This window comes from Pseudomonas putida, from assembly GCA_029953615.1.
Classification (GTDB): Bacteria; Pseudomonadota; Gammaproteobacteria; order Pseudomonadales; family Pseudomonadaceae; genus Aquipseudomonas.
Map to the genome: position 1 here is coordinate 581,811 of CP124529.1, position 23,826 is coordinate 605,636.

At 62.7% G+C, this 23,826-nt stretch carries 21 protein-coding genes and 4 pseudogenes; 15 read left to right on the plus strand and 10 right to left on the minus strand.

All coding sequences use genetic code 11. From position 1 onward, the window contains the following. Window positions 1–67: 67 nt before the first annotated feature. Together QIY50_02655 and QIY50_02660 are read left to right on the plus strand one after the other, a co-directional pair. Entirely contained in the window at window positions 68–853 is a 786-nt protein-coding gene (locus tag QIY50_02655; protein ID WGV21199.1) for an outer membrane protein OmpK, read from the plus strand. A 352-nt stretch (window positions 854–1,205) separates the two neighbouring features. Further along, the gene (locus tag QIY50_02660; GenBank protein ID WGV21200.1) at window positions 1,206–1,988 is read left to right on the plus strand and encodes an outer membrane protein OmpK; all 783 of its coding nucleotides are present in this window, start codon (window positions 1,206–1,208) and stop codon (window positions 1,986–1,988) included. A 136-nt stretch (window positions 1,989–2,124) separates the two neighbouring features. Here the strand turns inward: QIY50_02660 and QIY50_02665 are convergent, their stop codons facing one another. Beyond that, a complete protein-coding gene (locus QIY50_02665; GenBank protein ID WGV21201.1) occupies window positions 2,125–3,039 on the minus strand; it encodes a DUF808 domain-containing protein in 915 nt (304 codons plus the stop codon). A gap of 131 nt (window positions 3,040–3,170) precedes the next feature. On the opposite strand from QIY50_02665, the gene QIY50_02670 reads away from it, so the two are divergent. Then, the gene (locus tag QIY50_02670) at window positions 3,171–3,782 is read left to right on the plus strand and encodes a TetR/AcrR family transcriptional regulator (protein WGV21202.1); all 612 of its coding nucleotides are present in this window, start codon (window positions 3,171–3,173) and stop codon (window positions 3,780–3,782) included. A gap of 135 nt (window positions 3,783–3,917) precedes the next feature. Here the strand turns inward: QIY50_02670 and QIY50_02675 are convergent, their stop codons facing one another. Continuing rightward, complete coding sequence (locus QIY50_02675; protein WGV21203.1) at window positions 3,918–4,358, minus strand: heme-binding protein; 441 nt, start codon at window positions 4,356–4,358, stop codon at window positions 3,918–3,920. Between the two features lie 257 nt (window positions 4,359–4,615). Between QIY50_02675 and gcl the strand changes: the two are divergent. From gcl to QIY50_02715, 8 genes and pseudogenes are all read left to right on the plus strand, one after another. Beyond that, a pseudogene (gene gcl, locus QIY50_02680) lies at window positions 4,616–6,392 on the plus strand (glyoxylate carboligase). A gap of 54 nt (window positions 6,393–6,446) precedes the next feature. Continuing rightward, the gene (hyi, locus tag QIY50_02685; GenBank protein ID WGV21204.1) at window positions 6,447–7,229 is read left to right on the plus strand and encodes a hydroxypyruvate isomerase; all 783 of its coding nucleotides are present in this window, start codon (window positions 6,447–6,449) and stop codon (window positions 7,227–7,229) included. A gap of 171 nt (window positions 7,230–7,400) precedes the next feature. Continuing rightward, window positions 7,401–8,294: a 2-hydroxy-3-oxopropionate reductase gene (locus QIY50_02690; protein WGV21205.1), complete on the plus strand. Its 894-nt coding sequence runs from the start codon at window positions 7,401–7,403 to the stop codon at window positions 8,292–8,294. A 247-nt stretch (window positions 8,295–8,541) separates the two neighbouring features. Further along, window positions 8,542–9,816 (plus strand): annotated as a pseudogene (locus tag QIY50_02695) (glycerate kinase). Next, the gene (gene pyk, locus QIY50_02700; GenBank protein WGV21206.1) at window positions 9,813–11,228 is read left to right on the plus strand and encodes a pyruvate kinase; all 1,416 of its coding nucleotides are present in this window, start codon (window positions 9,813–9,815) and stop codon (window positions 11,226–11,228) included. The pseudogene QIY50_02695 and the gene pyk overlap by 4 nt, the downstream one beginning before the upstream one ends. A gap of 187 nt (window positions 11,229–11,415) precedes the next feature. Further along, complete coding sequence (locus QIY50_02705; protein ID WGV21207.1) at window positions 11,416–12,288, plus strand: urea transporter; 873 nt, start codon at window positions 11,416–11,418, stop codon at window positions 12,286–12,288. Between the two features lie 45 nt (window positions 12,289–12,333). Continuing rightward, window positions 12,334–13,155 carry an ion transporter gene (locus QIY50_02710; protein WGV21208.1) on the plus strand — a complete coding sequence of 274 codons (822 nt, stop codon included), beginning with the start codon at window positions 12,334–12,336 and terminating at the stop codon, window positions 13,153–13,155. 216 nt (window positions 13,156–13,371) lie between these two features. Next, on the plus strand, window positions 13,372–14,373 hold the full coding sequence (locus QIY50_02715; protein WGV21209.1) for a sulfate ABC transporter substrate-binding protein: 1,002 nt from the start codon (window positions 13,372–13,374) through the stop codon (window positions 14,371–14,373). Between the two features lie 123 nt (window positions 14,374–14,496). On the opposite strand, the gene QIY50_02720 is transcribed toward QIY50_02715, so the two are convergent. Both QIY50_02720 and QIY50_02725 read right to left on the minus strand, forming a co-directional pair. After that, window positions 14,497–15,423: a class I SAM-dependent methyltransferase gene (locus QIY50_02720; GenBank protein ID WGV21210.1), complete on the minus strand. Its 927-nt coding sequence runs from the start codon at window positions 15,421–15,423 to the stop codon at window positions 14,497–14,499. Window positions 15,424–15,578: 155 nt separating this feature from the next. Next, complete coding sequence (locus tag QIY50_02725; GenBank protein ID WGV21211.1) at window positions 15,579–16,478, minus strand: DMT family transporter; 900 nt, start codon at window positions 16,476–16,478, stop codon at window positions 15,579–15,581. Window positions 16,479–16,611: 133 nt separating this feature from the next. Here QIY50_02725 and QIY50_02730 point away from each other — a divergent pair, with 133 nt between their 5' ends. The 3 genes and pseudogenes from QIY50_02730 to QIY50_02740 all read left to right on the plus strand — a co-directional run bounded on the left by QIY50_02730 (window position 16,612) and on the right by QIY50_02740 (window position 19,886). Beyond that, window positions 16,612–17,049: an Lrp/AsnC family transcriptional regulator gene (locus QIY50_02730; GenBank protein ID WGV21212.1), complete on the plus strand. Its 438-nt coding sequence runs from the start codon at window positions 16,612–16,614 to the stop codon at window positions 17,047–17,049. 558 nt (window positions 17,050–17,607) lie between these two features. Beyond that, window positions 17,608–19,141: pseudogene (locus tag QIY50_02735) on the plus strand (NCS1 family nucleobase:cation symporter-1). A gap of 16 nt (window positions 19,142–19,157) precedes the next feature. Continuing rightward, window positions 19,158–19,886 carry an aspartate/glutamate racemase family protein gene (locus QIY50_02740; GenBank protein ID WGV21213.1) on the plus strand — a complete coding sequence of 243 codons (729 nt, stop codon included), beginning with the start codon at window positions 19,158–19,160 and terminating at the stop codon, window positions 19,884–19,886. 137 nt (window positions 19,887–20,023) lie between these two features. Here the strand turns inward: QIY50_02740 and QIY50_02745 are convergent, their stop codons facing one another. From QIY50_02745 to QIY50_02765, 5 genes and pseudogenes are all read right to left on the minus strand, one after another. After that, window positions 20,024–20,686, minus strand: a complete 663-nt coding sequence (locus tag QIY50_02745; protein WGV21214.1) for a histidine phosphatase family protein — start codon at window positions 20,684–20,686, stop codon at window positions 20,024–20,026. A 236-nt stretch (window positions 20,687–20,922) separates the two neighbouring features. After that, on the minus strand, window positions 20,923–21,261 hold the full coding sequence (locus QIY50_02750) for an FKBP-type peptidyl-prolyl cis-trans isomerase (GenBank protein WGV21215.1): 339 nt from the start codon (window positions 21,259–21,261) through the stop codon (window positions 20,923–20,925). A gap of 73 nt (window positions 21,262–21,334) precedes the next feature. Then, window positions 21,335–21,743 (minus strand): annotated as a pseudogene (locus tag QIY50_02755) (GFA family protein). A 69-nt stretch (window positions 21,744–21,812) separates the two neighbouring features. Further along, window positions 21,813–22,601 (minus strand): PhzF family phenazine biosynthesis protein, encoded by a 789-nt coding sequence (locus QIY50_02760; protein ID WGV21216.1) that lies wholly within the window; start codon window positions 22,599–22,601, stop codon window positions 21,813–21,815. A gap of 50 nt (window positions 22,602–22,651) precedes the next feature. Beyond that, the gene (locus QIY50_02765) at window positions 22,652–23,209 is read right to left on the minus strand and encodes an NAD(P)-dependent oxidoreductase (GenBank protein ID WGV21217.1); all 558 of its coding nucleotides are present in this window, start codon (window positions 23,207–23,209) and stop codon (window positions 22,652–22,654) included. Between QIY50_02765 and QIY50_02770 the strand changes: the two genes are divergently transcribed. Then, complete coding sequence (locus tag QIY50_02770) at window positions 23,166–23,654, plus strand: hypothetical protein (protein WGV21218.1); 489 nt, start codon at window positions 23,166–23,168, stop codon at window positions 23,652–23,654. The genes QIY50_02765 and QIY50_02770 overlap by 44 nt on opposite strands. Here QIY50_02770 and QIY50_02775 read toward each other — a convergent pair. Further along, on the minus strand, window positions 23,626–23,820 hold the full coding sequence (locus QIY50_02775) for a hypothetical protein (GenBank protein WGV21219.1): 195 nt from the start codon (window positions 23,818–23,820) through the stop codon (window positions 23,626–23,628). The genes QIY50_02770 and QIY50_02775 overlap by 29 nt on opposite strands. Window positions 23,821–23,826 lie beyond the last annotated feature (6 nt).

Genomic DNA, 23,826 nt, shown 5'->3' on the forward strand with positions numbered 1-23,826 from the left:
ATGGGCCGCCCGGGGCGCCTGCGCGCCAAAAAAACCCAAAAAAAACAATAAGTCCGGGAACCACAACATGAAACGCATCACCTCGTCCCTCTTGCTGGGCAGCAGCCTGCTGGCCACCCTTCCCGCCCACGCAGGCGAATGGCTGCAGTGGCATGGCGAAAGCCTGACCTACCTCTACGGCAAGGACTTCAAGGTCAACCCACGCATCCAGCAGACTGTGACCTTCGAGCACGCCAACAAATGGAAGTACGGCGATACCTTCATGTTCGTCGACAAGGTCTTCTACAACGGCAAGCCCGACCCGGGCAAAGGCGTGACCAGCTACTACGGTGAGTTCAGCCCGCGCCTGTCGTTCGGCAAGATCTTCGACCAGAAGCTGGCGTTCGGCCCGATCAAGGATGTGCTGCTGGCCATGACCTATGAGCGTGGCGAGGGTGATAACGAGGCCTACCTGATCGGCCCCGGCTTCGACCTGGACATCCCCGGTTTCAACTACTTCACCCTCAATTTCTACCTGCGCAACACCGAAGGTAGCCGCCCCGGTGACAACGTCTGGCAGATCACCCCAGCCTTCTCGTACACCATCCCGGTGGGCAAATCCGACATTCTGATCGACGGTTACATGGACTGGGTGGTCGACAACGACCAGACCCGCCGTGGCACCTACCACGCCAACCTGCAGTTCAACCCGCAGGTCAAGTACGACCTGGGCAAAGCCCTGAACCTGGGCGCCAAGCAGCTGTACGTAGGCATCGAGTACAGCTACTGGAAAGACAAGTACGGCATCGACAGCCAGGGCAACATCGACAGCAACCAGAGCGTTACCAGTGCGCTGATCAAAGTGCACTTCTAAAAAACTGACCAAACGCACAAGTTTGTACCACACTGCTCCAGGACGGAGCACTTGAGGCAAGGCGCGCAAGCCAGTAATCTGCGCGCCCCCTCGATCAGGGCAGAAGGGATTCTGCCTGCGTTTACTGACCGCTCAGTCAATGAATTCGGGCGGTTGGCCAACGTGTTGCCAGCCTGAAAGACCCTTTTCATCCGTTCAGAACGAAGTCGAGCAGGAAAGTTTTGCCAACCCAGGAAAGTTGGCTCAACCCTTGCCAAACAGCTGTGGCCAATCGAAAAAAGCTGACTCAAAAGACAAAAAAGCGCCAACAACAAGCGCTGACAATAGATCAATCAAGGGAGCGACACTCGCAATGCGTACCATCAACAGCCTGATCCTCGCCGGCGGCCTGCTGGCCTGTGGCACCACCTTCGGCGGCGACCTGCTGCAATGGCAGAACAACAGCCTGACCTACCTGTGGGGCAAGAACTTCAAGGTCAACCCGTCGATCCAGCAAACCGTGACCTTCGAGCACGCTGATGCCTGGAAGTACGGCGATAACTTCATTTTTGTCGACAAGATTTTCTACCAGGGCCAGAAAGATGCAGGCAATGGCCCGAACACCTACTACGGCGAAATCAGCCCGCGCCTGTCGTTTGGCAAGATCTTCGACCAGAAGCTGGCGTTCGGCCCGGTCAAGGACGTACTGCTGGCGATGACCTACGAGTTCGGCGAAGGTGATACCGAGTCGTACCTGATCGGCCCTGGCTTCGACCTGGATATTCCTGGCTTCGACTACTTCCAGCTGAACTTCTACAACCGCACCACCGACGGCAGCCGCGCAGGCGACAACGTGTGGCAGATCACCCCGGTGTGGTCCTACACCATTCCGGTCGGTTCGTCCGATGTGCTGATCGACGGTTTCATGGACTGGGTGGTGGACAACGACGAGAACCGCCGCGGCACCTACCAGGCCAACCTGCACTTCAACCCGCAGATCAAGTATGACCTGGGCAAGGCCTTGCACCTGGGCGAGAAGCAGCTGTATGTGGGTGTGGAGTACGACTACTGGAAGAACAAGTACGGCATCAAGGACAGCGATGCCTTCACCACTGATCAGAACACCATGAGTTTCCTGGTCAAGGTTCACTTCTGACCTGAAGCGTTGGGGCCGCGCTGCGGCCCATCGCCGGCAAGCCAGCTCCCACCTCGACCGCGCTGCCTTCAGGCCTGCGCTGTACCTGTGGGAGCGGGCTTGCCCGCGAACCGGGGCAAAGCCCCGGCCATGCAACTCAACTGGCCGGCCGAACCGCCCGCCACAATTTCCCCGCAATGCCCACCACCGCCAGCACCACGGCACCGGCCACAACCCCGACACCGCCGTTAAGCAGCGCCACGGTCAACGCCCCGCCACGCCCTTCGCTGAACGCCTCGACGGCGTGATGCAGCGGCCCGATACCGTGCACCAGGATCCCGCCACCGACCAGGAACATGGCCGCAGTGCCGATTACCGACAGGCTTTTCATCATGTACGGCGCGGCCCTGAGGATGCCGTTACCCACCGCCCGGGCCAGGCGTGATGCCTTCCGGGTCAGCCACAATCCCAGGTCATCGAGCTTGACGATACCGCCCACCAGGCCATAAACACCGATGGTCATGACAACGGCGATCCCGGACAGCACAATAATCTGCTGGGACAACGGCGAGTCGGCAACGATGCCCAAGGTAATGGCTATGATCTCTGCCGACAGAATGAAATCGGTGCGCACGGCCCCCTTGATCTTGGCTTTTTCGTACGCCACCAGGTCAACGCTGGCATCGGCCACGGCCTCCTTGCGCGCCGCATGATGGGCCTCATCCTCTTCCTTGCTGTGCAAGAACTTGTGCGCCAGCTTCTCGAAGCCTTCGAAGCACAGGTAGGCACCGCCCAGCATCAGCAACGGCGTTACCGCCCACGGAATGAACGCGCTGATCAGCAGTGCCGCCGGCACCAGAATGGCCTTGTTCACCAGCGACCCTTTGGCCACCGCCCACACCACAGGCAACTCGCGATCGGCACGTACCCCGGTTACCTGCTGGGCGTTGAGCGCCAGGTCATCGCCAAGCACACCCGCTGTTTTTTTTGCCGCGACTTTGGTCATCAGCGAGACGTCGTCCAGCAGCGTGGCGATGTCATCGATCAGTACCAGTAGACTGCTTCCTGCCATTTCAGATGTTTCCAGATGTATGAATGAGCCGGAGTCTAGCCCAAAGCCGCTGCCTTGAGCGCCCGTCGAGCCCGGTGCTACCATGCCCGATCCCTCTTAGAGGTGGCCAGACACGAGGAAGATCCCTGACCATGAGCACCATTCGCGAGCGCAACAAGGAACTGATCCTGCGCGCAGCCAGCGAGGAATTCGCCGACAAGGGCTTCGCCGCCACCAAGACCAGCGATATCGCAGCCAAGGCCGGCCTGCCCAAGCCGAACGTGTATTACTACTTCAAATCCAAGGACAATCTCTACCGCGAGGTCCTGGAAAGCATCATCGCACCGATCATGCAGGCGTCGACCCCGTTCAATGCCGACGGTGACCCGAAGGAAGTGCTGAGTGCGTATATCCGCTCGAAGATCCGCATCTCCCGCGACCTGCCGCATGCGTCCAAGGTGTTCGCCAGCGAGATCATGCACGGCGCCCCGCACCTGTCGCCGAACCAGGTGGCGCAGCTGAACGAACAGGCGCGGCATAACATCGAGTGCATCCAGCGCTGGATCGACCGCGGGCAGATCGCCCATGTGGACGCGCATCACCTGATGTTCAGCATCTGGGCAGCGACCCAGACCTATGCCGATTTCGACTGGCAGATCTCTGCGGTAACCGGCAAGGCCAAGCTCGCCGACAGCGATTATGACGCCGCAGCCGAGACCATCATCCGCATGGTGCTCAAGGGTTGTGAGCCCGAGGTGGCCTGACAGGGCCAGTGGGGCTGCTTTGCAGCCCATCGCCGGCAAGCCGGCTCCCACAGGGTACACCACAGATTTCAAGGTCTGTGACGGCTCTGTGGGAGCTGGCTTGCCGGCGATAGGGCCGGAACAGGCAATAGAGACTCAGGCTGCTACACCCGCATCCGCCTTCAACCCCACCTCCTCGATCGCACTGATCGCGCACTGCTCGTCGATATCCGACGTATCCCCGCTGATCCCGACAGCACCCAGCACCTTGCCGTCCTGATCACGAATCAGCACGCCACCCGGCGCCGGTACCACCGGCCGCTCGCCCAACCCGTTCAGCGCGGCAAAAAATGCCGGCCGCTGCTGTGCGTCCAGCGCCAACAGGCGCGACCCCTTGCCCAGGGCAATCGCCCCCCAGGCCTTGCCGGTAGCCACCTCCGGCCGAATCAGGCTGGCGCCATCCTCGCGCTGTAGCGCCAGCAAATGGCCGCCGGCATCCAGCACCGCCACGGTCAGTGGCGCAGCATTAATCTTGCGGCCCGCCGCCAGCGCGGCATTCACCAGGCTGACCGCGACTTTCAGGTTCAAAGCGTTCATGGAAAGGTCCTCTTCTTGTTGTGAGAAGCCCTGAGGGCAGTTGAAAACCGATAGAGCAAATAGAACACAACGAAATGTATTTTTGTATACAATATTTTGAAACGATCGTATGCGATGGCGCAAACCTCCGTTTTCATGGGCGCTCGGACGAAAGCGACATCCGCCGACGAAAACCCGTTGACCTAAGCGGCCAGCCGTGAATACACTCTGGCACAAAGCAAGTTGTATACAATTACAAAATCGATGAGGCACAAACCATGAGCAAAATGAGAGCAATCGATGCAGCCGTTCTGGTCATGCGCCGTGAAGGTGTAGATACCGCGTTCGGCATCCCGGGGGGCTGCCATCAACCCGTTGTACTCGGCCCTGAAGAAAGTCGGTGGCATCGATCACGTCCTCGCTCGTCACGTCGAAGGCGCCTCGCACATGGCCGAGGGTTACACCCGTGCCAACCCGGGCAACATCGGTGTGTGCATCGGCACCTCCGGCCCTGCCGGCACCGACATGGTCACCGGCCTCTACAGTGCTTCCGCCGACTCCATCCCGATCCTCTGCATCACCGGCCAGGCCCCACGTGCCCGCCTGCACAAGGAAGACTTCCAGGCTGTCGACATCACCAACATCGTCAAGCCGGTGACCAAGTGGGCCACTACCGTTCTGGAGCCGGGCCAGGTACCTTACGCCTTCCAGAAGGCCTTCTATGAAATGCGCACCGGCCGCCCAGGCCCGGTACTGATCGACCTGCCGTTCGACGTGCAGATGGCCGAAATCGAATTCGACATCGACGCCTACGAGCCGCTGCCGGTGCACAAGCCGTCCGCCACCCGCGTACAGGCCGAGAAAGCCCTGGCCCTGCTCAATGACGCCGAGCGCCCGCTGCTGGTAGCCGGTGGCGGCATCATCAACGCCGACGCCAGCGACAAGCTGGTCGAGTTCGCCGAGCTGACCGGCGTACCGGTAATCCCGACCCTGATGGGCTGGGGCACCATCCCGGACGACCACGCGCAAATGGTCGGCATGGTCGGCCTGCAGACTTCGCACCGCTACGGCAACGCCACCCTGCTCAAGTCCGACCTGGTGTTCGGTATCGGTAACCGCTGGGCCAACCGCCACACAGGTTCCGTCGACGTCTACACCGAAGGCCGCAAGTTCGTGCACGTGGACATCGAACCGACCCAGATCGGCCGTGTGTTCACCCCGGACCTGGGTATCGTTTCCGACGCCGGCAAGGCACTGGACGTGTTCCTCGAAGTGGCCCGCGAGTGGAAAGCCGCCGGCAAGCTGAAGTGCCGCAAGGCCTGGCTGGAAGACTGCCAGGAACGCAAGGCCACCCTGCAGCGCAAGACCCACTTCGACAACGTGCCGGTCAAGCCGCAGCGCGTTTACGAAGAAATGAACCAGGTATTCGGCAAGGACACCTGCTACGTCAGCACCATCGGCCTGTCGCAGATCGCCGGCGCGCAGTTCCTGCATGTTTACAAGCCACGCCACTGGATCAACTGCGGACAGGCCGGCCCGCTGGGCTGGACCATCCCTGCCGCGCTGGGCGTTGTCAAAGCCGATCCGAAGCGCAAGGTCGTCGCGCTGTCGGGTGACTACGACTTCCAGTTCATGATCGAAGAGCTGGCGGTGGGCGCGCAGTTCAACCTGCCATACGTACACGTACTGGTGAACAACGCCTACCTGGGCCTGATCCGCCAGGCGCAACGTGGCTTCGACATGGATTACTGTGTACAACTGGCGTTCGAGAACATCAACTCGACCGACGCCGCCACCTACGGTGTCGACCACGTCGCCGTGGTCGAAGGCCTGGGCTGCAAGGCCATCCGCGTATTCGAACCGGCCGAGATCGCCCCTGCCCTGCTCAAGGCCCAGAAGATGGCCGAAGAGTTCCGCGTGCCGGTGGTGGTCGAAGTGATTCTCGAGCGTGTGACCAACATTTCCATGGGCACCGAGATCAACGCGGTCAACGAGTTCGAAGACCTGGCCCTGGTCGGCAACGACGCGCCAACCGCCATCTCGCTGCTGGACTGATCGCCTGACGCCCCCAGGCACGCCCTGGGGGCCTTCATCGCAAGGAGACAACTCATGCCTCGCTTCGCTGCCAACCTGTCCATGCTGTTCACCGAACAGGACTTCCTGGCCCGCTTCAAGGCTGCCGCCGATGCTGGTTTCAGCGGCGTCGAATACCTCTTCCCGTACGACTTCAGCGCTGCCGAAATCAAGCAGCAGCTGGACGCCAACGGCCTGACCCAGGTGCTGTTCAACCTGCCTGCGGGCGACTGGTCGAAAGGTGAGCGTGGTATCACCTGCCACCCCGACCGCGTCGAGGAATTCCGCGCCGGGGTCGACAAGGCCATCGAATACGCCAAGGTGCTGGGCAATACCCAGGTCAACGCCCTGGCCGGCATTCGCCCACAAGGCCCGGACTGCGCCACCGTGCGCAAGACCTTCGTGGAGAACCTGCGCTACGCCGCCGACAAGCTGAAAGCCGCCGGGATCCGCCTGGTCATGGAAATGATCAACACCCGCGACATCCCCGGCTTCTACCTGAACACCACCAAGCAGGCCCTGGAAATCCAGGCCGAAGTGGGCAGCGACAACCTGTTCCTGCAGTACGACATCTACCACATGCAGATCATGGAAGGTGACCTGGCGCGCACCATGGAAGCCAACCTGAAACTGATCAACCACATCCAGCTGGCCGACAACCCCGGCCGCAACGAGCCAGGTACCGGCGAGATCAACTACCGCTTCCTGTTCGAGCACCTGGACCGCATCGGCTACCAGGGCTGGGTGGGCGCGGAGTACAAGCCGCTGACCACCACCGAAGCGGGCCTGGGCTGGCTGAAGACCCATAACGCAATCTGAACGGCTGAACGCTAGCCCCCTGTGAAACACGAAACCCTGTGGGAGCGGGCATGCCCGCGAACACCGGCATAGCCGGTGCCATCCACCGAGTCGCCTGTTTCGCGGGCATGCCCGCTCCCACAGGGATTGCGGTCTGCTTGAGACATTACAAATACAAAGAGGCACATTCTCATGGCTAAAATCGGTTTCATCGGCACCGGCATCATGGGCAAGCCCATGGCGCAGAACCTGCAGAAAGCAGGTCACAGCATCTTCGTTTCCACCCACCACGACGCTGCCCCGGCCGACCTGATCGCCGCCGGTGCCGTGGCCCTGGCCAACCCGAAAGAAGTTGCCCAGGAAGCCGAGTTCATCATCGTCATGGTCCCCGACACCCCGCAGGTCGAGAGCGTCCTGTTCGGTGACAACGGCGTGGCCGAAGGCGTGGGCCCGAACAAGGTGGTGATCGACATGAGCTCGATCTCCCCTACCGCTACCAAAGCCTTCGCCGAGAAAATCAAGGCCACCGGCGCTGCCTACCTGGACGCCCCGGTGTCCGGCGGCGAAGTCGGTGCCAAGGCTGCGACCCTGAGCATCATGGTCGGTGGCTGCCCGAAAGCGTTCGAGCGCACCCTGCCGCTGTTCGAAGCCATGGGCAAGAACATCACCCGCGTCGGTGGCAACGGCGACGGCCAGACCGCCAAGGTGGCCAACCAGATCATCGTTGCCCTGAACATCCAGGCCGTTGCCGAAGCCCTGCTGTTCGCCGCCAAGAACGGCGCCGACCCGGCCAAGGTACGTGAAGCACTGATGGGCGGCTTCGCTTCGTCGAAGATCCTCGAAGTGCACGCCGAGCGCATGATCAAGGGCACCTTCGACCCAGGCTTCCGCATCAACCTGCACCAGAAGGACCTGAACCTGGCCCTGCAAGGCGCCAAGGAACTGGGCATCAACCTGCCCAACACCTCCAATGCCCAGCAAGTGTTCAACACCTGCCAGGCCCTGGGCGGCGGCAACTGGGACCACTCGGCGCTGATCAAAGGCCTGGAGCACATGGCCAACTTCTCGATCCGCGACGACAAGTAATTCGAATTCGGGGGCTGCTGCGCAGCCCAATCGCCGGCAAGCCAGCTCCCACAGGGACCGCACAATCCCTAAATCCTGTGCTGTACCTGTGGGAGCTGGCTTGCCGGCGATGAATTCAACACCTTTGAACCTGCGACCACAGGTTCAACGGTGGCACCGAGCAACACCCGCCCCTGGTTCGGCCTGCACGGAGGCAGTTCCAGGGGCGTTTTTGATTGTGCAGAACAACAATAATTGGGAGCCTGCCATGTCGGTCGATCCGCAAAAAATTCTCCGCGAGCTGTTCGACACAGCCATCGCCGCCGCCCACCCCCGTCAAGTCCTCGAACCCTTTCTGCCCGCCGACCGCAGCGGCCGGGTTATCGTCATCGGCGCCGGCAAGGCCGCAGCCGCCATGGCCGAAGTGGTCGAGAAAAGCTGGCTGGGCGAAGTCTCCGGCCTGGTCGTAACCCGTTACGGCCATGGCGCCAACTGCCAGAAGATCGAGGTGGTCGAGGCCGCCCACCCGGTCCCCGATGCCGCCGGCCTGGCGGTAGCCAAGCGCGTGCTGGAACTGGTCAGCAACCTCAGTGAAGACGACCGCGTCATCTTCCTGCTGTCCGGCGGTGGCTCGGCGCTGCTGGCCCTGCCCGCCGAAGGCCTGACCCTGGCCGACAAGCAGCAGATCAACAAGGCGCTGCTGAAATCCGGCGCCACCATCGGCGAGATGAACTGCGTGCGCAAGCACCTCTCGGCGATCAAGGGCGGCCGCCTGGCCAAGGCCTGCTGGCCGGCCACGGTCTACACCTATGCCATTTCCGATGTACCCGGCGACCTCGCCACCGTGATCGCCTCCGGCCCTACCGTGGCCGACCCGAGCACCTCGGCCGATGCCCTGGCCATTCTCAAGCGCTACAACATCGAAGCGCCCAAAGCCGTTATCGACTGGCTCAACAACCCAGCCTCGGAAACCGTCAAGGCCGATGACCCGGCCCTGGCCCGCAGCCACTTCCAGCTGATCGCCAAACCTCAGCAATCGCTCGAAGCCGCCGCGGTCAAAGCCCGCCAGGCCGGGTTCAGCCCGCTGATCCTGGGCGACCTGGAAGGTGAATCGCGCGAAGTGGCCAAAGTGCACGCCGGTATCGCCCGGCAGATCGTTCAGCACGGCCAGCCGCTGAAGGCGCCCTGCGTGATCCTGTCTGGCGGCGAAACCACCGTGACCGTACGCGGCAATGGCCGTGGCGGGCGCAATGCCGAGTTCCTGCTCAGCCTCACCGAAAGCCTCAAGGGCCTGCCGGGCGTGTACGCCCTGGCCGGTGACACCGACGGCATCGATGGCTCGGAAGAAAACGCCGGCGCCTTCATGACCCCGGCCAGCTACGCCCGCGCCGAAGCCCTGGGCCTGTCGGCCAGCGACGAGCTGGACAACAACAACGGCTACGGCTAATTCGCCGCGCTGGATGCGCTGATCGTCACCGAGCCGACCCGCACCAACGTCAACGACTTCCGCGCCATCCTGATCCTCGAGACTGCCCAATCATGACGCCTGATAAAAAAGTCAAAATCCTCGCCACCCTTGGCCCTGCGATCAAAGGCATCGACGACATCCGCCAACTGGTCGAAGCCGGGGTGAACATCTTCCGCCTCAACTTCAGCCACGGCGAGCACGCCGACCATGCCCTGCGCTACCAGTGGATCCGCGAAGTCGAGCAGCAACTGAACTACCCGCTGGGTATCCTCATGGACCTGCAGGGGCCGAAGCTGCGCGTCGGCCGCTTTGCCGACGGCAAAGTGCAACTGCAACGCGGCCAGGCCCTGCGCCTGGACCTGGACAACACCCCGGGCGACAGCCGCCGGGTGAACCTGCCGCACCCCGAGATCATCGCTGCCCTCGAGCCAGGCATGGACCTGCTGCTGGACGACGGCAAGCTGCGCCTGCGCGTTACTGCCAAGCACAGCGACGCCATCGACACCGAAGTGCTGGCCGGTGGTGAGCTGTCCGACCGCAAGGGTGTCAATGTGCCGCAAGCGGTGCTCGACCTCTCCCCGCTCACCGAGAAAGACCGCCGTGACCTGGCCTTCGGCCTGGAGCTGGGCGTGGACTGGGTAGCCTTGTCGTTCGTGCAGCGCCCAGAGGACATCGTTGAAGCACGCCAGCTGATTGGCGACCGCGCCTACCTGATGGCCAAGATCGAGAAACCATCGGCAGTCGAACAGCTGCAAGCCATCGCGGAACTTGCGGATGCGATCATGGTGGCCCGTGGCGACCTGGGCGTGGAAGTGCCGGCCGAAAGCGTGCCGCAGATCCAGAAACGCATCATCGGCACTTGCCGCCAGCTGGGCAAACCGGTGGTGGTGGCCACGCAGATGCTCGAATCCATGCGCTTCTCGCCAGCGCCGACCCGTGCCGAAGTCACCGACGTGGCCAACGCCGTGGCCGAAGGTGCCGATACGGTGATGCTGTCGGCCGAGACCGCCTCGGGTGAGTACCCGCTGGAAGCCGTGCAGATGATGAGCAAGATCATCCGCCAGGTGGAGAACGGCCCGGACTACCAGGCCCAGCTCGATGTTGGCCGGCCGAAGGCCGAGGCCACCGTGTCGGACGCCATCAGCTGCGCTATCCGTCGTATCAGCGGCATCCTGCCGGTGGCGGTGCTGGTCAACTATAGCGAGTCGGGCGCCTCGACCCTGCGCGCAGCACGCGAGCGGCCACGGGCACCGATCCTCAACCTCACCCCGAACCTGGCCACCGCGCGCCGCCTGAGCGTGGCGTGGGGCGTGCACTCGGTGGTCAACGACCGCCTGCGCCAGGTTGATGAGGTTGTGTCTACCGCGTTGGAAATCGCCCAGGCGCAAGGCATGGCCAGCCGTGGCGACACGCTGCTGATCACTGCTGGTGTGCCTTTCGGCAAGCCGGGGTCGACTAACACGCTGCGGATCGAGACCTTGATCTGAAGCACCGCATCTCTCCTGTGGGAGCGGGCGTGCCCGCGAAGAGGCCAGCAGGGACAACGATGTTGCCTGAGCTGACGCCTTCGCGGGCACGCCCGCTCCCACAGGGTCGGTGGTGTCGCACACAACTGCGGAAAACCCGAGGCCCAAAGAGGCCCACCGCGCCCCATCAACCTCACTGACTGCCCCGATGTACACCAAAAATTTCGTCAACCCGTGCCCGGACTGGGCCACGGCGTTACTCAACGGCTTCAGCCAGGTGCTGCTGCTGCGCACCCCCCTGTGCGGCCTGTGCTGCCTGCTGGCCATCCTGCTGACCGCACCCAACCTGGTCGGCGGCGCCCTGCTCGGCGCCCTGGCCGGCCTGCTCACCGCCCAGGCCCGCGGCTACGATCGCGCCGACCGCCAGGCCGGGCTGTACTGCTACAACGGCGTACTCATCGGCATCCTGATCAGCGCCGTGCTGCCCTGGTCGGTCATCCTGCCGCCTCTGATCATTGCCGCTGGCGGCCTGTCGAGCATCATCACCCACCAGTGGCGCAAGCGCGGCGGCAAGCTGCTGGTCGCCTACACCGCACCCTTCGTGCTGCTGGGCTGGGCCACCCTGCTGATTGCCAGCCCTTCCCCCAGCGGCTTCGCCGAGGCCGACCCGCTGTACGCACTGGCGCGCGGCGTGGGCCAGATCTTCCTGCTCGACCAGCCGCTGGCCGGCCTGCTGATCATCATCGGCATGTTCATCGCCAACCCCTATGCAGCCCTGTGGGCCGTGCTCGGTTCGGCCATCGGCGGCGGTGTGGCACTGCTCGCCGACCAGGCACAAGCGGCCTGGCTGGGCCTGTATGGTTTCAACGCCGCGCTGGCGGCGCTGGCGTTCAGCAGGCAGGGTGAAAAGCCGTGGGTGACGTTGCTGGCCATCGCCCTGGCCCTGCTGCTGCAACCTCTGTTCAAGCTGCTACCGGTACCCGGCCTGACCGCGCCCTTTGTCGCTGCCTGCTGGCTGATGCACCTGGGCAACCACCTGGCCCAGCCCAGGCAGCGTGACGCCAGCCGCTTGCACAGCTGAAATGCAACCCCTAGGCTCAGCCCATCGCTTTTGTGGAACGAGCCAATGAACAACCCTGCGAGCCTGCGCGAGCAGCTCTACATCATCGTCTTCCAGACCGATACCGTGGCTGGAAGACGCTTCGACAAGATCCTCCTGCTGATCATCCTGGCCAGCCTGGTAACAGTGATCCTCGACAGCATCGACGAAGTGCACCAGGGCTACGCCGGCCTGCTGGCAGGCATCGAGTGGGGCTTTACCGCGATCTTCCTCGCCGAGTACCTCACCCGCCTGTACTGCTCGCCCAAGCCGCTGCGCTATGCCTTCAGCTTTTATGGCTTGGTCGATCTGCTGGCGATCGTGCCGGGGATCATCGCGCTGTACTACAGCGACGCCCAGTACCTGCTGATCATCCGGGTGATACGGATGCTGCGGATTTTCCGTGTGCTCAAGCTCAGCCCGTATCTCAAGCAGGCGCACTACCTGATAGACGCACTGCGTGGCAGCAAGCAGAAGATCATCGTGTTCCTGGTCACCGTTTCCACCCTGGTGACCGTGTTCGGTACACTGATGTATGTGATCGAAGGGCCGGAACACGGCTTTACCAGCATTCCCAAAGGTATCTACTGGGCCATCGTCACCCTGACCACGGTGGGGTTTGGTGACATCGTGCCGAAGACGCCGCTGGGGCAGGTGATATCGTCGTTGGTGATGATCATCGGTTATTCGATCATTGCCGTACCCACCGGGATATTCACCGCCGAACTGGCCAATGCCATGCGCGGGGAGCAGTTGCAGCATGATTGCCCGACCTGCAGCAAAAAGAGCCATGAGCATGGGGCGGCGTTCTGCTCCCGCTGTGGGAATGTGCTGTTTCCCAAGCAATGATGTCGCCTGTACTGGCCCTTTCGCGGGCTCGCCCGCTCCCACAGGATCACCCCAGGCCTGAGCATCGCGCCGTACCTGTGGGAGCGGGCGTGCCCGCGAAGAGGCCGGCGCAGGCAGCGGTATAACCAAAGACCTTTTTGTTCTTTAACCCCTACAAACCCACCCGCTATAGTCGCAGGCAAACTGCCAACACCTTCTCGATAACAAGGAAGCAACGTGAAAAAACTCTTCGCCGCCTCGCTGCTCGCCGCAGGCCTGGCCCTGGGCAACATCGCCCAGGCTGCCCCCACCCTGCTCAACGTGTCCTACGACGTGATGCGCGACTTCTACAAGGACTACAACCCGGCCTTCCAGAAGCACTGGGAAGCCGAGCACAACGAGAAGGTCAACGTGCAGATGTCCTTCGGCGGCTCGAGCAAACAGGCGCGAGCGGTGATCGATGGCCTGCCGGCCGATGTCATTACCATGAACATGGCCACCGACATCAACGCCCTGGCCGACAATGGCAAGCTGGTGCCGGACAACTGGGTGACCCGCCTGCCAAACAACAGCGCGCCGTTCACCTCGGCCACCGTGTTCATCGTGCGCAAGGGTAACCCCAAGGCGCTGAAAGACTGGCCCGACCTGCTCAAGGATGGCGTACAGGTGATCGTGCCCAACCCCAAGACCTCGGGTAACGGCCGCTACACCTACCTGTCGGCCTGGGGCTATGTGCTCAAGCAAGGCGGTGATGAAAACAAGGCCAAGGACTTCGTCGGCAAGCTGTTCAAGCAGGCGCCGGTGCTGGACACCGGTGGCCGTGCAGCCACCACCACCTTCATGACCAACCAGATCGGCGACGTGCTGGTGACCTTCGAGAACGAAGCCGAAATGATCGCCCGCGAGTTCGGCCGCGACCAGTTCGAAGTGGTCTACCCGAGCGTGTCGGCCGAAGCCGAACCGCCGGTCAGCGTGGTCGACAAGGTAGTGGCGAAGAAAGGCACCCAGGCCGCGGCCGAGGAATACCTGAAGTACCTGTGGTCGCCAGCCGCCCAGGAAATCGCCGCACAGAATTACCTGCGCCCGCGTGACGCGACGGTGCTGGCCAAGTACACCGACCGTTTCCCGAAAGTGGACTTCCTGTCGGTAGAGAAGACCTTCGGCGACTGGCGCACCGTGCAGAAGACCCACTTCAATGATGGTGGGGTATTTGACCAGATCTACAGCAACAATCAGTAATTGATGTAAGCCTTACCGGCCTCTTCGCGGGCTTGCCCGCTCCCACAGGATTACCACAGGCCTGAATGCTGTGGGGTCCCTGTGGGAGCGGGCAAGCCCGCGAAGGGGCCAGTGCAGGAGACATCAGACCTGGCGGAATACCAAAGCCTTCAGTCCCCCCGCCGGGTCCACATCAGGAAACTCAGGCGGGTTCTCCAGCCGCTCGACAAATGCCAGCGACGGCGCATGCTCCGCCATCCCCTCGATCAGGAACTCCGGTCCGATGCCCGGGTCGTTCACGCACGCAAGTACCGTCCCGCCCTCGCTCAACAACTCTGGCAAGCGCCGCAGGATCTTCGCGTAGTCCTGGGTCAGCACAAAACTGCCGCGCTGGAAGGTCGGCGGGTCGATGATGATCAGGTCATAAGGCCCGTACTTGCGCACCTTGCCCCACGACTTGAACAGCTCGTGCCCCAGGTACGCCACCCGCGACGCATCGTGGCCATTGAGGCGATGGTTGTCGCGGCCCCTGGACAACGCCGACTTGGCCATGTCCAGGTTCACCACCTGCTCGGCGCCACCGGCAATCGCCGCCACCGAGAAGCCGCAGGTGTAGGCGAACAGGTTCAGCACGCGCTTGCCCGCCGCCTGCTCGCGTACCCAGCGCCGGCCATAGCGCATGTCGAGGAACAAGCCGTTGTTCTGCCGCACGCCCAGGTCCAGCAGGTAGGTCAGGCCGTCTTCGACCACTTCGCGTTGTTGGCACGGCTCGCCCAGCAGCCACTGGCCCGGGCTATCGGGCAGGTAGCGGTGCTGGACAAGGATGGCCTGGCCAGTCCACTGCGGGCGCTCCGCCAAGGCACGCAGCATGGCTTCCAGTTCGGCCAGCTGGCCTTCGGGCGGTTCGCGGAACAGGGCGACCGACAGCACACCTTGCAGCCAGTCGACAGTGACCTGCTCCAGGCCCGCCCAGCAGCGGCCGCGGCCGTGGAACAGGCGGCGGGTTTCCTGCGGGGCAGGGTCGAGGGCGGCGAGCAGGTGTTGCTCCAGAATGTGGATCGGCGAAGTCATCATGGGTCGCAGGCTGGCAAAAGCGGCATTCTACCCCCTGAGGGCGCTTCGCGCCCTATCGCCGGCAAGCCAGCTCCCACAGGTACTGCACAGGTCTCGAAGCTTGCGCAGGAGCTGTGGGAGCTGGCTTGCCGGCGATAGGCCGCAAAGCGGCCTCAATGCCCCTTTACCGCCATGGTCCCGGGCCGGAACCACCACCCCTGCTGCATCCCCGCCGCTGCCAGAAGAATCAACGCAACCCCCAGCCACTGCAGCGGCACCAGGCGATGCCCGAACGCCACCCAGTCCACCAGAATCGCCGCAATCGGGTAGATGAACGACAGTGCCCCGGTCAACGCCGTGGGCAAGCGCTGGATGGCGCTGTACAGCAGCACATACATCAAGCCGGTGTGCACCATGCCCAATGTCACCAGGCTGGCCAGCGCCGGCAGTTCACCGGGCAACCCGCCAAGCTTGACCCACGGCGCCAGCAGCAGCACACCCGTGGCCACCTGGATCAGCGCGATCAGGTGCGGTGGCGTGCCACTCAGGCGTTTGATGATCAACGCCGCGATGGCATACAGGAAGGCCGCCCCCAGCGCCAGCGCAATGCCCAGCAAATAGTCCTCACCGCCACCCTGCCCCGCGCCATGGGCACTGACGATGGCCAGCATGCCGAGGAACGCCACGCTCAGCCAGGTGACCTTGGCCAGGGTGATCTTCTCGCCCAGGAACACTGCCGCCAGCCCAACCAATATGAACGGCTGCACGTTGTACACCGCCGTGCCGATGGCAATCGACGCCCGCGAGTAGGAGGCGAACAGCAGCACCCAGTTGCCGACAATGGCCACACCGCTGGCAATCGCCAGCAGAAACGCCGTGCGGCTGATCACGCCCGGCCGCAGCAAGCCGAAACCTGCGCAAATAGCCAGCAAGGTTACGGCACCGAATACGCAGCGCCAGAACACCACCTCGAGCACCGGCTGGCCGGACACCAGCACGAACCAGCCGATGGTTCCTGAAATCAGCATGGCGGCGACCATTTCCAGCGAGCCACGACGCAACGAACTATCCATCTCACACCTCCTGTCGATGATGGCAACAGTATGCAAATGTTTCTGCGAGGCCTTCCAGCGGATATCGAAGGTGGATTTGCCGAACTACCTTTACTATCAAGGCAAATCACACGAACGACCTTACGAGGTGACCATGACCGATGCCATCGACCAACTGCTGATCAATGCACTGATGGAGGATTCACGCCGTTCGCTCAAGGCCTTGGCGCAGATCAGCGGGCTGTCGGCACCCAGCGTCAGCGAACGCCTGCGCCGGCTGGAGGAACGCGGCGTATTGCGCGGTTACACCGTTGAGGTCGATCCGCGCGCCTTTGGCTACCAGCTGCAGGCCATCGTGCGCATCCGCCCGCTACCGGGGCAGTTGCAGGAGGTGGAGCGGCAGATCATCGCCATTCCCGAGTTCACCGAGTGCGACAAGGTTATTGGCGAAGACTGCTTCATTGCCCGCCTGCATGTACGCTCGATGGAGCAACTGGACACCCTGCTCGACCGCCTCTATACGGTGGCCGAGACCAATACCGCAATCATCAAGAAGACTCCGGTGAAGCGGCGGTTGCCGCCGATGGACTGATTTCCTCCTGTTCTGGCCTCTTCGCGGGCACGCCCGCTCCCACAGGATCTCCACAATCCCCGGACGCAATGCGGTCCCTGTGGGAGCGGGCGTGCCCGCGAAAAGGCCGGCACAGGGAAAAGTTGACTAATTTTTGTACACAAGAATGTCACCATAAGTGCCGTTTTTGTGTGCACTTACCAGTATCACGCCCCAATACGTTACACACTTCCCACAATTTATTCTGACCAACTGATCAACTAAATCATCTTCGAAAAATATAAACCTGTTCACTTGGTCAACTTATATCTCCTTATTTTCATCAACTTATATTTCAACAAGATAGATTCAAAATGATGGCAAGCTGAAAGTTGCTTTTCCCTTGGCATGGAACTCGCTTTTGTGTGTTCGTGTTTTGTATACAAACCAAGCAAAACATAAATACACAAGAACCCGCGACGCCGACTCAACATCGGCCGCCGCGCCCCAAACCCTGAGATGCCAACGCTGCACCGACGAGATGGCGAGCCCGTGCGCATGCCCGCTCATCGCAGTCACGTGCATCAGGAGCCCGCCGGAATGAGTACCAGCCTCGACCTTGCCCCTGAACTATCCGTCGCCAGCACCCACCCCGCTTCCCCTCTTGCCGGTCACCAGCCGGAACTTGCCCTGAGCCCGCGCCTGCACAACCGCGACCTCGCCCCGACACGCGTCGAGGGCCGTCGCTGGGGCGGCTACAGCATCTTCGCGCTATGGACCAACGATGTGCACAACATCGCCAACTACTCGTTCGCCATGGGCTTGTTCGCCCTCGGCCTGGGTGGCTGGCAAATCCTGCTGTCGCTGGCCATCGGCGCGGCGCTGGTGTACTTCTTCATGAACCTGTCCGGCTATATGGGGCAGAAGACTGGCGTGCCGTTCCCGGTGATCAGCCGCATCGCCTTCGGCATCCACGGCGCGCAGATTCCGGCACTGATCCGCGCGGTCATCGCCATCGCCTGGTTCGGCATCCAGACCTACCTGGCTTCGGTGGTACTGCGTGTGCTGCTTACTGCCGTATGGCCGCAAATGGCAAGCTACGACCATGACAGCATCCTCGGCCTGTCGAGCCTGGGCTGGGTGTGCTTCGTGTCGATCTGGCTGGTGCAACTGGTGATCCTGGCCTACGGCATGGAGATGGTGCGCCGCTACGAGGCCTTCGCCGGTCCGGTGATCCTGCTGACCGTCGCCGCCCTGGCAGTGTTCATGTACTTCAAGGCCGACGCCCGCATCGCCTGGTCGGTGGCAGAGCCGCTGACCGGTTACGAGATGTGGCGCAACATCTTTGCCGGCGGCGCGCTGTGGCTGGCGATCTACGGCACCCTGGTGCTGAACTTCTGTGACTTCGCTCGCTCCTCGCCCTGCCGCAAGACCATCCGCGTCGGCAACTTCTGGGGCCTGCCGGTGAACATCCTGGTATTCGCCATGATCACCGTGGTGCTGTGCGGCGCGCAGTTCCGGATCAACGGCCAGATTATCGACAGCCCGACCCAGATCGTCGCCGCCATCCCCAGCACAGCGTTCCTGGTACTTGGCTGCCTGGCCTTCCTGATCGTCACGGTGGCAGTGAACATCATGGCCAACTTTGTCGCCCCGGCCTTCGTCCTTAGCAACCTGGCACCACCGCCACCTCAACTTCCGCCGCGCCGGGCTGATCAGCGCCACCCTGGCGGTGCTGATCCTGCCGTGGAACCTGTACAACAGCCCGCTGGTAATCGTGTATTTCCTGTCCGGCCTGGGTGCCCTGCTCGGCCCGCTGTACGGGGTGATCATGTCCGACTACTGGTTGCTGCGCAAAGGCTGCATCAACGTGCCTCAGCTGTACAGCGAAGACCCGGCCGGCGCCTACCACTACACCAAAGGCATCAACCTGCGTGCAGTAGCCGCCTTCGTGCCTGCCGCACTGCTGGCCATCGTCCTGGCGCTGGTGCCCAACTTCCAGAGCGTGGCGCCATTCTCCTGGCTGATCGGTGCCGGCATCGCCGCCGCCCTGTACCTGCTGATTGCACCACGCCAACGCCACTACCACGACGTCAGCGGCGAATGCATCGCCGTTGACCACAGCAGCCATTGATCAGGGAGGACTGCCCATGCGTATTCTGATCGCCAACGTCAACACCACCGAAGCCATCACCGAGGCCATTGCCGAACAGGCCCGTGCGGTGGCCGGGCCCGGCACTGAAATCATCGGCCTCACCCCATGGTTCGGTGCCGAGTCGGTGGAAGGCAACTTCGAAAGTTACCTGGCCGCCATCGCGGTGATGGACCGGGTGCTGGCCTACGAAGGCCCCTACGACGCCGTGATCCAGGCGGGTTACGGCGAACACGGCCGCGAAGGCCTGCAGGAACTGCTGAACGTGCCGGTGGTGGACATCACCGATGCTGCCGCCAGCACGGCGATGTACCTGGGCCATGCCTACTCGGTGGTGACCACTCTGGATCGCACCGTGCCGCTGATCGAAGACCGCCTGAAGCTTTCCGGCCTGTATGACCGCTGCGCATCGGTGCGGGCCAGCGGGCTGGCAGTGCTGGAGCTGGAAGCCGATCCGCAGCGGGCCGTGGAGGCGATTGTCGAGCAGGCAGAACGCGCCGTGCATGACGACAAGGCCGAGGTGATCTGCCTGGGTTGCGGCGGCATGGCCGGTCTGGACGAGCAGATCCGCCAGCGCACCGGCGTGCCGGTGGTGGATGGTGTGAGCGCGGCGGTAACCATTGCAGAATCGCTGGTACGCATGGGCTTGAGTACCTCCAAGGTACGTACCTATGCCACGCCACGGGTGAAGAAAGTGGTGGGCTGGCCGATGCGCTTCGGCCGTTGACCCTTGGGTTGACCGTACCGGCCTCTTCGCGGGCTTGCCCGCTCCCACAGGGTCCCACTGCCTTCAGGGCCATGCAGTACCTGTGGGAGCGGGCAAGCCTGCGAAGAGGCCGGTACAGGAAAACCCTCACTAGCGGATCAGGTCGGGCAGCTATGTGCACCATCATTCAAGCCCTGGCGCACGTTGCGGCTTAGCAGGCTGGCCTTGCCGTCGTGCCAGGTCAGGGTGAGGACGTAGAGGGTGTCGAAGTCGTCGCCGTTCCAGTCCTCGGTGATCACCCGCTCTTCACCCAGGGCCTTGCCAGCCACGGCATTGATCAGGTCGGGGAGGTAGCCATGCGACCAGGCGGTGTACACGGTCGCGTTACGGTACTTGTCGCGCAGCAGCTCTTCGGCCAGCGCGTCGGTGTCGTTGGCGCCGTAGTCAATGTTGACTGGCAGGCCCAGGCGAATGGCGCTGGGGCTGATGGTCATCAGCGGGCGAATGTAGCTGTAGCTTTCGTCCTTGCTGCCTTCCTCGACATGCCGTGAAGGGTTGGCAGCGAACACGTAATCGGCCTTTCCAAAGCGCTCGGGCAGCACGGTAGCCAGGTCCAGCGCCCGGTTGAGGCCCTGGCAGTTCAATTGACCCAGCCCCTCGCCCGGCTTCTCGGCGTGGCGCAGGAACACCAGGGTCTGGGTGCCATCCACCGGTTGCGCCCGGCTTTCGACAGCCTCCAACGCCAGCGGTACGGCAACGGCAGTCAGCACCAGGCTCAGCAACCAGTGACGACGACGGCGGAAGAATGTTGGCAACTTCATCAGGACAGGCTCGAGTGGCAGAAAATCGGGTTGACCCGCCACATCCCCCGCCGATAGCACCGCGGGGCATCCTTGTAGTGAATGCCGTCCTTGGCAACGAGTGAGGGTGAGAGTGCCCTGAACCCGTTTGGTTCCTTCCTGGAGGTGGATGCCGTTCCCTAGGCAAGGCTTACGTTAGAGGATGGGTGTTGCCGAATTGTGTAACGTGCAAGAACCTCGCGTTGCAATACGGCTCCTCAATCATCGCGCGTCAGCACTTCCAGCAATTCGATCTCGAAGGTCAAATCCGAACCGGGCGGAATCGCCCCCACGCTGCGCTCGCCGTAGCCAAGGTGCGCCGGTACCAGCAGCTTGCGCTTGCCGCCTACGCGCATCCCCATCAGGCCTTGATCCCAGCCCTTGATCACCCGGCCGGTGCCGATCACGCACTGGAACGGTTTGCCGCGCGACCAGGACGAATCGAACTCGCTGCCGTCGGCCAGCCAGCCGGTGTACTGGGTGGTGATCAGGGCACCTTTGACGGCGGCTTTGCCATCCCCCTCCACAAGGTCGATGATCTGCAGTTCCTGGCTCACGGGGCATCCTCCAATACTGGAAACAAAGCCGCCCTTTTCTCAGGTATGCAACGGTTTGGCAAGTTCGGTTTGATCAGCCGAGCTGCTCGAAAGCTTCCTGGCCGGTCAGTTCCTTGGTCTGGTTGGCGAAGCAGTACCAGGCGGGTTTCTCTTCGACGAAAATCTGCAGGTCGAAATCCCACTCCTGGTCGCCGTCGAGCAGGCCGACCGGCACGGCGTGGAAGTCATTGGCCTTGAGCCGGTAGTACAGGTGCGTGCCGCACTGGCCGCAGAAACCGCGCTGGGCCCAGTCGGAAGACTCATACACGCTGGGCGCGCGCCCTTCGATCACCGGTGGCTGGCTGCAGTGCACCACCAACAGTGGGCCACCGGTCCACTTGCGGCACATGCTGCAGTGGCAGGCGCTGATATGGGTGTTGTCGACGATGACCCTTGAGCCGGGTGGCGCCGCACAGGCAGGTGCCGTGTTTTTCCAGGGCCATGGCTGGCTCCTTCAGCAAGGGATGGGCAGACCAGTATAGTTGCGCTCCTACAGCGCATCGCGTGGGCTTCTAGATGTAAATGGTACCGCGCATGTACAGCGCCGCCCGACCACTGATGATCACCCGGCCGTTACCCGGCACTTCGCACCGCAGCTGCCCTTTGCGCACCCCACCCTGCTCGCAGCTCAGCGCGTCCTTGCCCAGGCGCTCGGCCCATATAGGCGCCAGCGAAGTGTGCGCCGAGCCGGTCACCGGGTCTTCGTTCACACCGACCCGCGGGCCAAACCAGCGAGTGACGAAATCAAAACCACGGCCTGCTGCGGTAACGGCGATACCGCGCACATCGAAAGCCGACAGCGCAACAAAATCCGGCTTCAGGGTGTCAAGCGACAGGGCGTCATCGATCACCACCACATAGTCGTCACTGCGGTACAACGCCTGTGCCTGACCAAGGCCCAGCGCCTGCAGCAGGCCCTGCGGAATGTCCACGGCGACCGGCTGTTTGGCCGGGAAGTCCATGGCCAGCAGCCCGTCGGCATTGCGGCTGACACGCAGCTCGCCACTGCGGGTATTGAAGCGCAGCACCTGCGCCTGCTCGCCCAGTTGCTCGAACAGCACATAGGCCGAGGCCAGGGTGGCATGGCCGCACAGGTCGACTTCCACGGTCGGGGTGAACCAGCGCAGGTCGAAGGTTTCGCCGTTGCGCACGAAGTAGGCGGTTTCCGACAGGTTGTTTTCTTCAGCGATACGCTGCAGCACATCGTCCGGCAGCCAGCTTTGCAGCGGGATCACTGCCGCCGGGTTGCCCCCGAACGGTTCGGCGGAAAACGCATCGACCTGGAAGATTTCAAGTTGCATGCACACACTCCTTATTGCCCGACCGCTGCCAGGCAGATGGATAAAAAGGGTTACTGGCGTACCGGGGTCAACACGGCTTCGCCGGCAAAGAACGCCTGCAGGTTGCGCAACACCAAGGTTACCGTGTCGCGTGCCGCCTCCGGCGACTGGCCAGCCACGTGGGGGGTGAGGACGGTGTTGCCAAGGGCCTTGAGGGCATCGGGCACAGCTGGCTCGTCGTCGAACACATCCAGTGCCGCACCCGCCAGCTGGCCATGCTGCAGCGCGGCCACCAGGGCCTGGGTGTCGACCACGCTGGCACGGGCGATATTCACCAGGTAGCCCTCGGGCCCCAAGGCCTTGAGCACCTGTGCATCGACCAGGTGGTGGGTGTTGGCACCGCCGGGGGTGGCCACCACCAGGATGTCGACGGCTTCGGCCAGGTGCAGCGGGCTGTCGTACCAGGTGTAGGGCACGTCCTGGCGCGGCGCGCGGCTGTGGTAGCTGACGGGCATGTCGAAGCCCAGGTGGGCGCGCTTGGCGATCGCCAGGCCTACGGCGCCGAGGCCGAGAATGCCCAGGCGCTTGCCACTGACGGAAGCGCTGATAATCCCGGTTCCATTCGCCACGCCGGGTGCTGGCATCGGCACGGGGAACGTCGCGCAGCAGCGCCAGCAGCAGGGCAAGGGTGTGGTCGGCGACCGCAGCGGCATTGGCCCCGGCGCCGTTGGTGACGGTGATGCCGCGGGCGGAAGCGGCGGTCAGGTCGACTTGCTCGTAGCCAGCGCCGATCACGCAGATGATCTGCAAGTTGGGCAATGCGTCGATTTCGGCTGCAGTCAGGCCCAATGGGCCACGGGTGAGCACGGCGTCGATTTCCTGGGAATGGCGCAGAATGGCATCTGCCCGCTGTTGCGGCGAGGGGGCACGGATCAGGCGGTAGCCGGCCTGCTCCAGTATGGGCAGGTAATCATCGACGGTTTCCACCAGTACCAGGACTGTCTTGTGCATGCCACCTCCTTTTTTGAAGGGGCATTATGCGGAATCAGTAGCCAATACAGTCAATCGAAATAACGAGGCAAAACTGTACTGTACCGCTCCCCGCGAACCCGCTCAAGCTCAAGCTCAAGCTCAAGCTCAAGCTCTTGATCTTGATCTTGATCTTGATCTTGATCTTGATCTTGATCTTCGCGACTTCAGGAGGCCGAGCAGAGGTCTTGCGGAGGGAGGTGACGGGCATGGATGC